The sequence below is a fragment of the Bergeyella cardium genome, assembly GCF_003614945.1.
GTDB classification, from domain to species: domain Bacteria; phylum Bacteroidota; class Bacteroidia; order Flavobacteriales; family Weeksellaceae; genus Bergeyella_A; species Bergeyella_A cardium.
On the sequence record NZ_QYCZ01000001.1, the window covers coordinates 374,916 to 390,225 of the forward strand.

A 15,310-nucleotide genomic window follows, 5' to 3' on the forward strand; every position below is an offset into this window, starting at 1 on the left:
GTTAAATTTTATATCCACAAAAGTAGAAATTGTTAAATCATTTTAACAAGGGGTTTTGGTCATAAAACAAAATTTTGTATTTTATCTAAATAAATCAGGGCTTTGTTCTCGTGGCTTTTATGCTCAAAAGGAAGTATACTGTAAGGGAATTTTAATCGGTGTTTTGAGTGTCGTATAAAGTTTTGTTATATAGTATTTTATTCACTTCTTTGCCGTAGGTTTTGCATTCTATATTTTTAGTTCTGGAGTGTATGGAATAAGGGAGTAAAATGTATTTTTTTATCTGTGTAGAATCTCCGTCTTCGGGTATGTAAAATATTATTTTATTATTATTCTTAATAGAAAAGATATTTTTCCTGTAATGTTTATGCACTAAAAATTCATCGGTGTTATAGGCTAAAATATTAAAGGTAAATCTTAGAGAAAGAAATATTAAGACAGAGAAACCTATCCATATACTGTTTTTAGCATTAAAGTTAATCAATAGAGACCTAAGGAAGTAGATTGTAATGCCTAAAAAGACAGCTTCTATAATATTCATTGGGATTTGCTCAATGAGCAGTGTGTCAAAGCCAGCGAAGAAGTGTACAGTATTGAGGAAGAGAGAGGAGATGAGGTCGTAACCCTTTTCTAACCAGAGTATCTCAAAGCCGAGACCTATGAATATCGCCATAAAAACAGAATAGATAATTACTACTTCTGCTAATGGAATGGCGAAGATATTAGACACCAAGGATATTAAAGGAAACTGATGAAAATAATATAAAACCAATGGTAGCGTGGCAATTTGTGCTGATAGTGTTATCGATATTATGGATGAGAAGTACTGATATATTTTGCTATCCACTTTTGGGAATAGCTTGGCAATAGGTCTATTAAGCCAATAAATCCCAAGTACTGCCGAGAAGCTCAGCTGGAAACCTACATCAAACAGCTGGTGAGGATTAAAACCGAGAATAAACAGTGCTGATAAACTCACGGACTGCAATAAGTCAGGTTTTCTTTTGAGCAACACATATATATAATATATACTAATCATAATGCTCGAGCGCACCACCGAGCTACCATAATCTATAAACACCGTAAAAGCCCAAATAAAAGCAAGGGAGAAAAGCACTCTCCATCTTTTAGATAACAGCCAAATCTGGGAAAGAAGGAAGTAGGCCAGCCCAAAGATAATCACCATATGTGAGCCTGAAATAGCCAGTATATGCACCAATCCCGTTCGGGTAAAGTCATCATTGGTAGCCTCGTCTATCTCTGTACGGTCGGCAAGGATAATCCCTTTCAGCAGTTCTTTATTGGCTTTTGGGAGCTGGGATTTATCAATTTTTCTGAGGACATTTAGCCTGTATTGCTTTATTTTTTCGGTAGGGGAGAGGTAGTTTCTCTCGGCGTGTTCAAAAGCATTAGACAAATAGATTTGATAATAAATCTCTCGCCTGCTCATATATTTACTGTAATCAAACTGATAGCTGTGCTCAGGTTTTTTAATCCTGTTAATAAAGCCTTTTCCTCTGTAATAATGCGTATAATCCAGCTCTGGAAAGTCTTTTGGGATGGATAGCGTAGCTTTTATCGGTCTTGATTTATCCAGAATAATGACTTCATACCTTTTGTTTTTAAGGTTTGAATTGAGTTTTTTGTCGAGTATAAAGGTGATGATTTCATCTTTTTGAAGCGGGAGAATATCTCTTCCCTGTCTTAATGAAAGTGAAAACGCCCCAAGACCGAAAAATAAAATGCTGATGAATACAATTGAAATATACCGTACATAGATTTTCAGTGAGGCTAATGAAAGTATAAAAGCAGTTGCTACCAGTAGATAAATCCACATTCTATCGCAAGAAAGCGCATCTTGAAACAAAATCCCAAGTACGAAAGCTATACACGATATAAGTATGGGGTAGCGAGGCATTAAAACTCTGATTAAACACCCCTCAAAAGTAGGTCTATTTCCTTAGACTGCCAAAGGTTTAATCCTTTATATATACCAGTTCGTTTTGTGAGTTTGAGTTTTCATCGCTGAGAATTTCTGCTGTTTTCAGCTTATCGAGGAGTATGGGAATAAAGAAATTCATCTCAAAGAATTGTCGGTGTATTCCATTGAGCATTTCTGTGAAGATATCCATTCCCACCTTGTTATTATGCAGGTCCATTTGCTTTTCGAGGGGGAGGTTAGGGAAGAGTTCTTCGTGTGTATCTGTCATCTTTTTGCACCAGCTGAGGGCTTTGCGTGGGGAGGAGATTTTACAGCAGTACATCAGAATGGTGCAGCACCAGAGTGCGTGCCTAAAGGCATTCCCTTTTCCGCTCTTATTGTGAGTATTGGGGAAGTATTTTTGGGTTTGATGAATCGTTCTCATCGTAGCATAGAAGCTAAGAGCCGAGAATAAAGGATGCCTGAGCAAAAGCCCAATAACCCGCATCATCTTAGGAAAGCTAAGGGATTTTAAGGCATTAAGTAAGGTGTTGAGATGAGCTAATATCATTATCCTTTTGAGTTTTCTAAGCTCATTATTTTAGAATTTTGAAGCCGTTTCAGGTAGATGGGCTGATATTTTTCTATGTAGATGGCGATGCTTTCCAAGTTTTTACTCTCTATATAATGAGCGATATTGTCCGATGAATAGATAAATTGAAGGAAATTATCAATCATATTTACTGGGATTTTCAGCCTTGTGAAGTACTCGTCTCCGAAGTATTTTCTCACAGCGCTAATGTTTCTCGTCATTTTCTCATATTCGTGCAACCGCTCTTTTTTCTTCTGTTCTCCCGAGATAAGGTCGTAGATTGCATTCAGGTTGAGCGATAGCCCACCGCCTGCAAAGGCTAATGGATCTGAAGTTTGTTCTCCGCTTAGTTTAGGCTCTGGCAGCCCGATTACCTTTCGTACTTCTAAGGTCTTTTCAGCTGCTTTTAGTTTCGCTACATCAGCGTGGAGGTTTCCTGTGGGTTTGAAGCGAATCACCACTTCTGGGATTTCTATATACGCTCGTTTCAGTTCTATAAAATTGTGGCTATTGTTGAGCATTTCCTGAGATACGCTAATATCTTTCCTCTCGGAGATAATGGAGGTAAATCTCACCTTATCACCTGCTTTTACACTGAGGCTAAATTCGCCATTGTAGTTTGTGAGTACTGTTTTGTGGGTGCTCAGATTGGTTACATAGATATGGTTGAGGAACACCTGTGCGTCTTCTTTCATAAAGACTTGTCCTCTGAATACCTGTGCGCCCAGTCTTATCTGAGCTATAACTACGATAAAAACAAAAATAAACCGCGCCATTTGCCCTGCAAAAATACTCGTTTCTCTTTCCCATCCGTCTATTTTCACAAACTTTAACTAAGAGATAGAAAATAAGGTTTTATGGATAATATCTGTTTTTAGTTTGTAGGGAGGTAGCTCCAGCTAAATAAAAAGTCGCGATTATCATTTTAGCAAAAATCTTACTGTTTTTTATCAATTTTTAGGTTCTTAACCTAAATTTTCTGGTTCCTAACCACAAAAAAGGAGTTCTGAACCGGAAAAAAGTGGTCTCAGACTATAAAAAAGGAGTTCTGAACCACAAAAAAGTGGTCTCAGACCACAAAAAAGGGGGCTTTGACCCTCTCTGACCCTCTCTGACCCCAAAAAAAATCCTGAAACATTTGTTTCAGGACTTCCTGTATAGAGATGAAAAAGTTATTTCTTCACGGGAGCTATGTTCATTAGCTTCATAAATTCATCCAGTTTTGGCATTATGATGATTTCTGTTCTACGGTTTTCGGCTCTGCCAGAAACGGATGCGTTGGTCGTTTTAGGGTTAAACTCTCCTCGTCCGCCAGCGGTAATTCTGTTAGGATTTACGCCGAACTGAGTTTGAAGAATCTTCGCTACGGAGGTTGCCCTTAGTGCGGAGAGCTCCCAGTTGTCTTTCGGTACATTGGAGGAGTTGAGCGGTGTGTTGTCGGTATTTCCTTCAATCAATACGCTGTAAGTATCATAGTCGTTGATTACCCTTGCTACTTTGCCGAGTACTTCTTGTGCTGCTGGGAGTACATCATATTTGCCCACTTGGTAGAGCATTTTGTCGGAGAGGGAAATCATTACCACGCCTTTCAGTACTTTTACTTCTACATCTTTGTCGGCTACATTGTCCAGTGTTCGTTTCAGTTTGTTAGACAGTGCGAGATTTAAACTGTCGTTCCTCGAATTGGATGCGATGAGCTGTTTGATGTACGCGTTAGATGCGTTGATTTCTCCCACCAGCTTGTCGATATTCGCGGAGGACTTCCCAGTGTTGGAAAGGCAGGCATCGAGTGAAGATTTAAGGGCTTCATTTTGGCTTTTCAGCAGGCTGTTCTCACTTGCGAGCCCAGCATTCTGCCCCCTAAGCTCCTGAATTTCTCTTTGTCTTTCGGCGAGGTTTTCAAGGCTTTGCTTGTAGTTTTGGTTAAGGCTGTCGTACTGCTTTTTGCTCACGCAGCTCATTAACCCCAGTGCCATTACCCCAATGGCTAAGAATTTCATTACTTTCATTGCTATAAAGATTTAAATTTTATAATGGATTTTTGGGCAGATACTGCCTTTAATTGCGGTCAAAAGTACAAATTCATTTTTAAAAGATACCTATATTTGCTAAACTTTAAAATATTTTAAGAAATAAATCCCGTGCTAAGTATTGAGAGATTTAAAGCCGAACTCGAGCGCCTTTGTGTAGATTTTCGGGAGAAGAAATACCTCCTTGCCGTTAGCGGTGGGGTAGATTCTATGGTGCTTGCCTCTCTCTTTGCTGAGGTTTTTCAGGGAGGGGCTCAGCTTTTTGTGGCACATATCAATTATCATCTTCGCGGAGAGGATTCCAATCTTGACCAGCAGCTTGTGGAGGCATTCTGCCAAGAAAAGAATATTCCTGTATATCTATATAGTGTATCTAATGGAGATGGTAAGCCTGCAAGCGGCTCTATTCAGCTATGGGCAAGGGAGCTCAGGTACAGGTTTTTCTACAGTCTTTTAGAAGAGCACAGGATAGATTACTTGGTTACGGCGCATCATTTGGGCGACCAGTTGGAAACTTTTATTATCAATCTTTCTCGTGGTTCGGGTATTAAGGGGCTTTGTGGCATCCCATCGAAAGGGAAGAATATCCTCCGCCCGCTGCTTAATTTCACAAAAGAGGAGCTTTATGATTATGCTGAGCGGTGCTCAATCCCTTACAGAGAAGATAAATCCAATAAAAAAGATGACTATCTGAGGAATAAAATAAGGAATAATATCTCGCCGCTTCTTAACGAGCTTAGCCCTCATTTTCTTAATAATTTTAATAAGTCTCTGCATCTGCTCAGCCAAGCTAAAACTTTTGCAGAAGGGAAAGTTGATGAGGTTTTTAATGGCTTATCCCATACCGATAGAGGGGATATTGTTATCAATAAAACCAAACTTGTGGAGGAAAGCCCTTTTGTACAGTTTGAAATCCTCAAAAACTTCGGCTTTGAAAACTTAACCGAAATAGAGAAAATTTTTAGTTCTCAAACGGGAGCCGTTTTCATCTCTGGGAGCCATTACCTTTTTATCAACCGAGATGAACTTATCTTACAGGAGAGGAATGATGCCCATAAGCAGGAGATTCACGAGATTGTGATAGAGGATGCTGCACATACCGATACCATTCGTATTTCAGATTATATTGATGAGCCTTTGCCTGCTTTTCTCTGGAAATTTGATGCCCACAGAGTTAAATTCCCATTAAAACTCAGACGAAAAAATACAGGAGATATATTCTTTCCCACAGGGATGAAGGGTAGAAAAAAGGTTTCAAAATTCTTCAAAGATGAGAAGCTCTCCACTATAGAAAAGCAAAGGATTTGGATACTCACAGATGCAGATGCTGAGGTTTTAGGGATAATCCCCCACAGGCAAGACCGCAGAAAGCAGGCACGCGAAGAAACACAAAATCTGTTAAATATTAGAGATTAGCGAGGGGGTTTATTATTTTTGCACAAATCAATACTGTATATGTTAGAAGATTCTATAATCAAAGCAACCGAACCCTCACTGTTGGATAAAAAGGAACAGGTTTTAGAGCAAATAAAACCTGAGAATATTAGCAATGAGATTTCCAATTCGGTTACAGACCTTACCTTATATATTCAGAAACTCATCAGCTGGGTAATCGATTTTATTCCAGATGCTATACGAGCGGGTTTGGGGCTTGTGGTTGGGCTTTTTGTTATCAGGACCTTCCTTAAAATCCTCAAAAACCGTTTTGAGCAGAGAAATGTAGATCCATCACTTCGTGGCTTCCTCACTTCTATTATCAAATTTACACTCTATGCACTGCTTATCCTGGTGGTAGCGTCTAATTTAGGTTTCCAGACTACGGCTATCCTCGGTGCATTTTCGGGATTGGTACTCGCAGCAGGCTTGGCATTACAGGGCTCGCTTTCCAACTTTGCAGGAGGGGTGCTTATCCTGCTTTTCCGTCCGTTTGAAGTGGGAGATTATATAGAAAACAATGCAGGCACAGAAGGTACGGTAGAGAAAATAGACCTGCTCTATACTACCCTTACCACCAATCAGGGCTTAAAAGTATTCAGCCCCAATGGTACCCTTGCAAATTCGGTGATAAGGAATTTTACTAAAATTACTCAGCGAAGAATAGAATATACCATAGGGATAGATTACTCTGCCAATATAAAAGATGCCAGAGATATCATCTTAAAAGTACTCCAAAATGATAGCCGAATAAAAGAAAACCCAGTGCCTGTTATATTCGTAAGCGAGTTGGCAGACAGTTCTGTAAATCTTACTGTGCAAGCGTGGGCAGCAAGGAAAGATTATCACCCTGCATTCCAAAGCCTCCAAGAGGAGATAAAAATAGCGCTTGATAAAGCAGGAATCAATATCCCATTCCCACAAAGAGAAGTGAGGATTATTAATGATAATGAATCTTAAATATATTGATAAATAAACTTAATACGATTAAACTCAAACAAGACATATATGCTTAGAAAATGGTTTTTATACGCCCTGTTTTTCGTTGGGGTAATAGCAAATGCACAGGTAAAGAACCCTGTGAAGTTCAAATTTGAAGTAAAAGAGCTCGGCAATGAGCAGTATGAGGCAGTACTCTCTGCAACTATGGAGAACGGCTGGCATATTTACTCCAAAGACATCCCCGAAGATACAGGAATCCCTACCGAATACATCATTTCTGGGGCGAATGTACTCCCCACAGGCAAGTTTGTAGAAGTAGGTAAAAAGATAGAAGAGTATTCCGATGCATTTGGAGGAACTATTGTCTATTACTCCAATACGGCGGTGTTTAAACAGAAATTTAAGCTAAAAGATAAAACCAAACCCACAGATGTAGTTGCGGAGATTACCTATCAGACTTGTAATGATAGAGTCTGCCTTGCTCCCAATACCCTCGAGTTTTCTTCAAAGCTCAGCGCTGTAGAAGCCCCCTCCCAAGCAGAGGAAGCAACCCCAAAAACCGATGAGCTTCATCCTGCCGAAACTCAAACAACGGAAAATACCGTAGAAGAACCTCAGAAGCAAGAGCTAACCACTCCATTAGACCCTAAAAACTTGAAAATAGAGAGCCTTGATTATAAAAACCCTCAAGCCGATTGTGGTGCTGAAGCCGTAGTCTCTGGTGAGGAGAATTATTGGACTTACCTTTTCCTCGGTTTTGTAGGTGGGCTTATCGCTTTGCTTACACCTTGCGTCTTCCCGATGATTCCCCTTACGGTTTCCTTCTTTACAAAAGCAGCGAAAGACAAAGCAAAGGGCAGAAGAGACGCTCTGCTCTATGGGTTCTTTATCCTGCTCATCTTCGTGCTCCTCAGCGTACCTTTCCACCTTATAGACGGTATTGCAGGGAATATTTTTAATGAGATTTCCACCAATGTATGGCTCAATCTCGCATTCTTTATCATCTTTATTTTCTTTGCGGGCAGCTTCTTTGGTTATTATAATATCACGCTGCCGAGTTCCATCGCTAATAAGTCCTCCAAAGCAGAAGAAGCAGGCGGTATTATCGGTATTTTCTTTATGGCACTTACCTTAGTGATTGTATCGTTCTCCTGCACGGGGCCTATCCTCGGTTCGCTCTTGGGAAGTGCCGTTACAGGCTCTGCAAATGTCCCTATGCTCCTCACTTTTGCACTGGCGGGCTTCGGGCTTTCTTGGGCTATTGTGTTTGGGGTATTGGCGCTCTTCCCACAGGCGCTTCAAGCGCTTCCAAAGTCTGGCGGATGGATGAATACTGTAAAAGTAGTCCTCGGATTTATAGAACTCGGGCTGGCGCTAAAATTCCTCTCCAAGGCAGATTTAGTTTCAAAAATCTTCCTCCTCAAAAGGGAGCTCTTCATCGCTTTGTGGATTATCATTACCCTTGGTTTAGTCCTCTATCTTTTTGGGTTGATAAGATTCCCTCACGATAATAAGAACGAGAAAATCTCTAATGGGAGAAAGGTCTTTGGGCTCTTGAGCATCGGCTTTTTGGTTTATCTCGTGCAGGGGCTTGTGCCATCGGAAAGACCCAAGCTCTCCCTCCTCAGTGGGATTCTTCCTCCGCTTAATGTGAGCTATTTCTATGATGAGAAAGACGGAATACTCGGGATGCACCCTGCCCACGATTTCTTCGAGGCAATGGAAATCGCCAAGAAAGAGAACAAGCCTGTGCTCTTAGATTTTACAGGATATGGATGCGAAAACTGCCGAAAGATGGAGGAGTTCGTATGGTCAGAGCCCGATATCCTCCCGATTCTTCAAAATGAACTCATCCTCGCGTCCCTTTATGTGGACGACAAAGAGCCTCTCCCTGAAGCTGAGCAAACCAAAATAGATATAGGTGGTGGGCAGATGAAAAAAATCAAGACCATTGGTGATAAGTGGAGTATGTTTCAGCAAGTGAATTTTGAGAACAACTCACAGCCACACTATGTCCTCATCACACCAGACGGGAAGGTCATCAATACCCCAGTCTCTGGCTATATGGAGAAGGAGGATTTCAAGAAATTCCTCGAATGTGGCGTTCAGTGGTTTTCAAAGAATAAAAAGGATAAATAGTTCGTGAGTATCCATAATATTTTATATAAAGGGGCAAGGGTTTATAAATCCTTGCCTCTAAATTTTTCAGTGAGGAGATTAAGGAGAGTGGTTTATAATACTCCCTTAGCAGAAATAGAGGAAGAAATGCGTGATTCTTGTCAATATTTTTCTCATTGAAGGAAGAAACGCGTGAATCTTGTCAATATTTTTTTCATTGGAGGAAAATTCGCGTGAATCTTGCCAATATTTTTTTCATCGGAGGAAGAAACGCGTGAATCTTGCTAATATTTTTCTCATCGGAAGAAAATTCGTGTGAATCTTGTCAATATTTTTCTCATCGGAGGAAAATTCGCGTGAATCTTGTCAATATTTTTCTCATCGGAGGAAAATTCGCATGTTTCTAGCTCCAACCAAGTTTCATTGGAAGAAGAAACGCTGTTTCTAGCTCCACCCAAGCCCACTTGCGTGGGGAGCACTTAGAAATAATTGCCTCACCGGCTACGGTGTAATTGAATGCCACGCGAGTGGATAAGTCCTTCAGCTGGAAGCTGTGAATGCCATGCGAGTGGATAAGTCCCTCAGCTGGAAGCTGTGAATGCCATGCGAGTGGATAAGTCCCTCAGCTGGAAGCTGTGTCTGCCACGCGAGTGGATAAGTCCCTTAGCTGGAAGCTATGCTTGCCACGCGAGTGGCTGCCTCTTTACTGACTATGGGGGCTAAAACTTTGATTTCAGCTGTATCGCTGTGAAGACTTTTTTGGTGTATCGAGGGAAGTCGGCATTCTGAATCCAGCCATAGTAGCCAATATCTTTTTTAAAGACTTCGGCTACGGGCTGTCCTTTATATTTCCCGAAATTAAAGACCTCTACGCCGTTTTCGTTATAGATAATATTTCCTGCGAGGTCGGCAAATTTATTATGGTAGGAGATTTCGCTCAGCGAGCTGATATCATTCGGGATATCCTGATATTTCTCGACTTGGGCATCTAAAATCTCAAAGGTAGCAAGGGTGTCTGCTTCGGCGGAGTGTGCATTTTCAAGGGTTTTATCACAGTAGAATTTATAGGCAGCGCTGAGGTTTCGGGGTTCCATTTTGTGGTAGATGACCTGAGCGTCTACCAATTTTATTTTTGAGAGGTCAAAATCTATCCCCACTCTCAGGAGCTCTTCGGCGAGTAGAGGTACATCAAACCTATTGGAGTTGAACCCTCCTAAATCTGCTCCTGAGAGCATTTGCATTATTTGCGGGGCAATGTCTTTGAGGGTGGGTTTATCAGCTACATCTTCATCATAAATCCCGTGTACTTCGCTTGCTTTTTCTGGGATGTGCATTTCGGGGTTGATGAGCCAGGTTTTGCTCTCTCGGGAGGCGTCTGGGTTTACTTTTAGGATGCAGATTTCTACAATTCTGTCTTTGGAAATGTCAGTTCCCGTAGTTTCCAAATCAAAAATACAAAGAGGTTTATGGAGTTTTAAATTCATTTTTAGTCGGTTTATTGGGGCAAAAATACAAAAAGAATAAAGGATTGATGAGTCTTTAATAAAAGAAGGAGAGGGGTACGATGAGAAATAATTTTTATTTGTTTTAATAATTATTTTAAATTCAATATTTTTGCAATCTAAATAATTGAATATGGAACTAAAACAAAAGGAATCAAACATTGAGCTAATCAAAGATGTTCTAAGGCAGTATCTTAAAGAAAAAAGCTATAGAAACACCCCGGAAAGATACACGATACTGGAAGAAATCTACAAATTTGATGACCATTTTAATGTAGATGACCTCTACCTTCTGATGATGAAGAAGAAGTATCATGTATCCAAAGCGACCATCTATAATACAATTGAAATCTTTTTGGAAGCGGGGCTTATCCGTAAGCATCAGTTTGGTGAGAAAACGGCAACTATTGCTTCTTATGAGAAATCTTATTTTGATAAGCAGCACGACCACCTTATCCTCTACAAAAAAGGAGGGAAAAGGGAGATTGAGGAAATTATTGAGTTCTGCGACCCGAGAATTCAGGCAATCAAGCAGTCTATAGAAGAGACTTTTGGTGTGGAGATATCAAGCCACTCATTGTATTTTTATGGGAAGAGAAAAGAAGATTAATTAAATTTAATTGAGGAATATAAGGTACATCGTATTTTGTGCGTTGTACCTTTTTATATTGTTATATGAAGTATTTCGTTATCATATTTCTTTTCTTTTTTGGGTATGGAGGCTTCCAAAGTCAGGAAAAGCTGACCAAAGATACTTTCTTTACACCTGAAAAATCGGCTAATCCAGAGCAGGCAGAGAAGATAAAGCATAATCATTCGGACAAGTTTGGAGTAGAGAAAGATAAATATTCTGGAAACCCTTTCTTTTCTGGAAATGTGAATTTTTCTCATAACGGCTCTGTACTCACAGCAGATGAAGTAGTACTCTATAGCGAGGAAAACTTCGTAAAAGCCTATGGTAATGTGAAGCTACAAAATGCCGATGGCTCCGTCATTACCGCAGATGAAATGGAATACGATGGGAATACAGAGCGGGGCATTGCAAGGAAAAATGTAGTGCTTACAGACCCTAAGCAGACCATTACTACCGATATACTTTATTACGACAGGAAGAGCAATCAGGCATACTTTAATACTGGAGGTACTATTACCGATAATCAGGGCAGTAAGATGTATACCAACACCGCTACCTATGATGTGAATTCGAAGGTGATAGACTTTACCGGGAATGTGCGTATAGATAATCCTCAATACACCGTAGAAGGCGCAAATATCAAGCAGAATCAGCTAACGAATATCGCTTATTTCTCTGGTGCCACTACAATTTATGATAAGGCAAACCCTCGTAACAGGCTCTATACCGAGCAGGGGCATTTCAATCAGAATACAAACGAGGTCTTCCTAAACAAAAACTCTATTATATATTATAATAGCAAGAAACTAACGGGAGATAAGCTCTACTTTAACCGCTCCACAGGTTACGGTACAGGCAAGGGCAATGTAACCTTAGACGACCCAAACGAAAACCGATACATAAAAGGAGGATACGGAGAAATTTATCAGAAAAAAGACTCAGCGATGATTACAGGAAAGCCCTATGCCGTTAAAATTCTCACCAATGATACGATGTATTTCTCAGCAGAGCGGTTTATCTCTTTCCAGAAGCCAGATTCTGTAAATCCGTATAAGAAGAAAAGTTTTCTGAGGGCTTATAAAAAAGCAAGATTTTTCAAGTCTAATGCTCAGGGCAGAGCAGATTCATTAGCCTTTAATGAAACCGATGGCGTACTCCATCTGTTCGATAAACCCATTCTTTGGAGTGGAGAGAAGCAAATCACAGGAGATAAGATTGAAGCCTATTTTGATACTGCCAATGAGCATATAGATTCACTAAAAGTTATTGGTAATGCCTTTGCCATCAGCAAATCAGATTCTCTAAACAATAAAGATGAATTTGACCAAGTAAAGGGGCGATATATGCTCGTAGAGTATCAGAATAATGATATTAAGCAAGCGAAGGTCATTGGAAATGCACAAGCAATTACCTATGCAGATGATGTAAACAAAAAGACCAACCAAAAGGAGCGAATAGGGATTACACTCTCTACCTGTGGTGAGATTGATGCCAACTTTGAGGAGAGAAGAGTGCAGATTATTTCCTGCAATATCGGTGCGAATATGGAAACCTACCCGATGAGTCTTATCTCTAAGGAAAAAAGATTCTTCCCAGATTTTAATTGGAATACGACGGACAGGCTCATCAAGTGGCAAGACATCTTCCTCGATACACCTAATTATAGCCCGAAAACTTATGAGTCAGACGACAGCCTCTACAACCAAGCACAGGAAGAAATAAAAAAACAAAAGGCAGAGGAAGAAGCCAAAAAGCCTAAGCGAATAAAGCGATAATAGAAAACTAATCTTATCTTTGCCTTCCTTTTTAAGAGGGCAAAGACCTTAAATAACCTACTTAAATAATAGATTCAGATAATGAAATTCTTTGAAGTAAAACAAAATACTACGAGCAAAGCAAGAGCAGGGGTTATTACTACCGATCACGGGCAGATACAGACCCCTATTTTTATGCCTGTGGGCACCGTAGCTTCTGTAAAAACCGTTCATCAAAGAGAGCTTAAAGAAGATATTAAAGCTCAGATTATCCTTGGGAATACCTACCACCTCTATCTTCGCCCTGGTATGGAGATTATGCAGCAGGCGGGCGGGCTTCACAAGTTTATGAACTGGGACAGGCCTATACTTACCGATTCTGGGGGCTATCAAGTTTTCTCACTTTCCGATACGAGGAAAATGACCGAAGAGGGCGTGAAGTTCAAGTCCCATATAGACGGTAGCTACCACTTCATCTCTCCCGAAAAGTCTATGGAGATACAGAGGCAAATCGGTGGGGATATCTTTATGGCGTTTGATGAGTGTACCCCTTTCCCTTGCGAGTACAACCTTGCAAAGAAATCGATGGAAATGACCCACAGATGGCTGAAAAGATGTATAGAATGGACGAAAAATAATCCCGAAATCTATGGACATAAACAACAGCTTTTCCCTATCGTTCAAGGTTCTGTTTATTCGGATTTAAGGAAGATTTCAGCGGAGTTTATCTCCGAGCAAGGTGCCGAAGGTAATGCCATTGGAGGGCTTTCCGTAGGCGAGCCCGAGCAGGAAATGTACCGAATAACCGATGAGGTTACCGATATCCTCCCAAAAGACAAGCCCCGATACCTGATGGGGGTAGGCACACCTTGGAATATCTTGGAGAGTATAGGCTTGGGCGTGGATATGATGGACTGCGTAATGCCTACCCGCAATGCCAGAAACGGAATGCTCTTCACTTGGCAGGGGGTAATGAATATTAAAAATGAAAAATGGAAAAATGACTTCTCTCCACTCGATGAGTTAGGAGCCAGCTTCGTAGATCAGGAGTATTCCAAAGCCTATGTAAGGCACCTTTTCTCCGCTAAGGAATATCTTGGCAAGCAGATTGCCTCTATCCACAACCTTGCTTTTTATCTCGATTTGGTGAAGGTCGCAAGGGAGCATATCCTCGCGGGCGACTTCTATGAGTGGAAGGAGGGCATTATCCCAATCTTAAAGAGCAGACTCTAAACGATGAAGATTATAGACCGATATATCATTAAGAAATTCTTCGGGACGCTGGGCTTTATGCTCTTGCTCCTCTCCATCATCGTAGTAGTGATAGATGTACAGCAAAAGTCCCCAAGGATAGAGAGCAATGGCTTTACCGTCAATTTCTTTCTTCTTAATTATTATCCGTATTGGATGGTCTATCTCCTCCTCACTTTTATGTCCATATTGGTCTTCGTATCCATTATTATCTTCACTTCACGGATGGCAAATAATACCGAAATCGTTGCCATTATCAGCAGTGGAGCGAGTTTTCATCGGTTTGCAAGGCCGTATTTCATCGCATCAATCTTCCTCGGGCTGGTTACTTTGGGCTTTAATCACTACATCCTCCCTTGGGCAAATGCCAAGAAAAACAAGTTAGAAGCCTATACTTACAGCGCTATGAATCGGGATAAATTCCTCGGTAATGTGCAGATCGCTACCAAGCTCTCTAAGGACGAATACCTCTTTATCAACAACTATAGCCGAAAGGAGAAAGACGGTACGGGCTTTACTTATCAGAAGTTTAATAAAGACAATAAGCTCATTCACCAAGTAGTTGCCAATAATATTAAGTGGGATGAAAAGAAGAAGAAATTCGCCCTCAATGGCTACCTCGAGCGCAAAGAAGCACCAAAGGACAAGGAAAAAATCTACAACGGTGATGTCAAGTGGGTAGATTATGGGCACACTCCCGAAGAGCTCTTTCCAGACGGGCTGCTGGGGCAGACGCGCACCACTCCCGAGCTCCTCAAGCTCATAGAGCAGGAGCTTAGCAAGGGGAATAATGATATCAATCCCTACTTCGTAGAGCTCCACCAGCGTACCTCTATGCCGGCATCTATCATCATCCTGTCCATCCTCGCATTGTCCCTCTCCTCCGAGAAGCGACGCGGGGGCATCGGTCTCAATCTCGCGATAGGCATAGCGCTCGCTTTTATTTTCGTCTTCTCTTTTGAGGCGCTCAAAGTCGTTGCCGAGAATGATACCCTACCGCCACTCCTCGCAATGTGGCTTCCCAACATCGTCTTCACGCCTCTTGCGATTATCCTCTACCTTCGCCGAGCAAATCAGTAGTTTTAGAGTTACTTAAGATGTTTAACTTAAATTTTTAAGAGTAGTTTTACCT

The 15,310-nt window shown here is 40.8% G+C and carries 12 protein-coding genes; 7 read left to right on the forward strand and 5 right to left on the reverse strand.

Features of this window, described 5'->3' with window-relative positions:
- Positions 1-151 precede the first annotated feature (151 nt).
- The 4 genes from D8991_RS01760 to D8991_RS01775 all read right to left on the reverse strand — a co-directional run bounded on the left by D8991_RS01760 (position 152) and on the right by D8991_RS01775 (position 4,522).
- Entirely contained in the window at positions 152-1,918 is a 1,767-nt protein-coding gene (locus D8991_RS01760; RefSeq protein ID WP_120488483.1) for a ComEC/Rec2 family competence protein, read from the reverse strand.
- Between the two features lie 58 nt (positions 1,919-1,976).
- Positions 1,977-2,492 carry a DUF6973 domain-containing protein gene (locus tag D8991_RS01765; RefSeq protein ID WP_120488484.1) on the reverse strand — a complete coding sequence of 172 codons (516 nt, stop codon included), beginning with the start codon at positions 2,490-2,492 and terminating at the stop codon, positions 1,977-1,979.
- Entirely contained in the window at positions 2,492-3,337 is an 846-nt protein-coding gene (locus tag D8991_RS01770) for a hypothetical protein (RefSeq protein WP_245957162.1), read from the reverse strand. The genes D8991_RS01765 and D8991_RS01770 overlap by 1 nt, the downstream gene beginning before the upstream one ends.
- A 348-nt stretch (positions 3,338-3,685) precedes the next feature.
- The gene (locus D8991_RS01775) at positions 3,686-4,522 is read right to left on the reverse strand and encodes an OmpA family protein (protein WP_120488485.1); all 837 of its coding nucleotides are present in this window, start codon (positions 4,520-4,522) and stop codon (positions 3,686-3,688) included.
- A 132-nt stretch (positions 4,523-4,654) separates the two neighbouring features.
- Here D8991_RS01775 and tilS point away from each other — a divergent pair, with 132 nt between their 5' ends.
- Genes tilS through D8991_RS01790 form a run of 3 tightly spaced genes read left to right on the forward strand, consistent with a single transcriptional unit; the run spans position 4,655 to position 9,058 of the window.
- On the forward strand, positions 4,655-5,959 hold the full coding sequence (gene tilS / locus D8991_RS01780) for a tRNA lysidine(34) synthetase TilS (protein ID WP_120488486.1): 1,305 nt from the start codon (positions 4,655-4,657) through the stop codon (positions 5,957-5,959).
- Between the two features lie 39 nt (positions 5,960-5,998).
- A complete protein-coding gene (locus tag D8991_RS01785; RefSeq protein WP_120488487.1) occupies positions 5,999-6,937 on the forward strand; it encodes a mechanosensitive ion channel family protein in 939 nt (312 codons plus the stop codon).
- 48 nt (positions 6,938-6,985) lie between these two features.
- A complete protein-coding gene (locus tag D8991_RS01790) occupies positions 6,986-9,058 on the forward strand; it encodes a protein-disulfide reductase DsbD family protein (RefSeq protein ID WP_120488488.1) in 2,073 nt (690 codons plus the stop codon).
- Positions 9,059-9,756: 698 nt separating this feature from the next.
- Here D8991_RS01790 and D8991_RS01795 read toward each other — a convergent pair.
- Positions 9,757-10,521: a 3'-5' exonuclease gene (locus D8991_RS01795; RefSeq protein WP_120489666.1), complete on the reverse strand. Its 765-nt coding sequence runs from the start codon at positions 10,519-10,521 to the stop codon at positions 9,757-9,759.
- Between the two features lie 151 nt (positions 10,522-10,672).
- Between D8991_RS01795 and D8991_RS01800 the strand changes: the two genes are divergently transcribed.
- From D8991_RS01800 to D8991_RS01815, 4 genes are all read left to right on the forward strand, one after another.
- Positions 10,673-11,149, forward strand: a complete 477-nt coding sequence (locus D8991_RS01800; protein WP_120488489.1) for a Fur family transcriptional regulator — start codon at positions 10,673-10,675, stop codon at positions 11,147-11,149.
- Between the two features lie 65 nt (positions 11,150-11,214).
- Positions 11,215-12,948, forward strand: coding sequence for an OstA-like protein (locus D8991_RS01805; protein ID WP_120488490.1), 1,734 nt, complete (start codon positions 11,215-11,217; stop codon positions 12,946-12,948).
- Positions 12,949-13,029: 81 nt separating this feature from the next.
- Positions 13,030-14,160, forward strand: coding sequence for a tRNA guanosine(34) transglycosylase Tgt (tgt, locus tag D8991_RS01810; RefSeq protein ID WP_120488491.1), 1,131 nt, complete (start codon positions 13,030-13,032; stop codon positions 14,158-14,160).
- Positions 14,161-14,163: 3 nt separating this feature from the next.
- Positions 14,164-15,258: an LptF/LptG family permease gene (locus D8991_RS01815; RefSeq protein ID WP_120488492.1), complete on the forward strand. Its 1,095-nt coding sequence runs from the start codon at positions 14,164-14,166 to the stop codon at positions 15,256-15,258.
- The last annotated feature ends 52 nt before the right edge of the window (positions 15,259-15,310 follow it).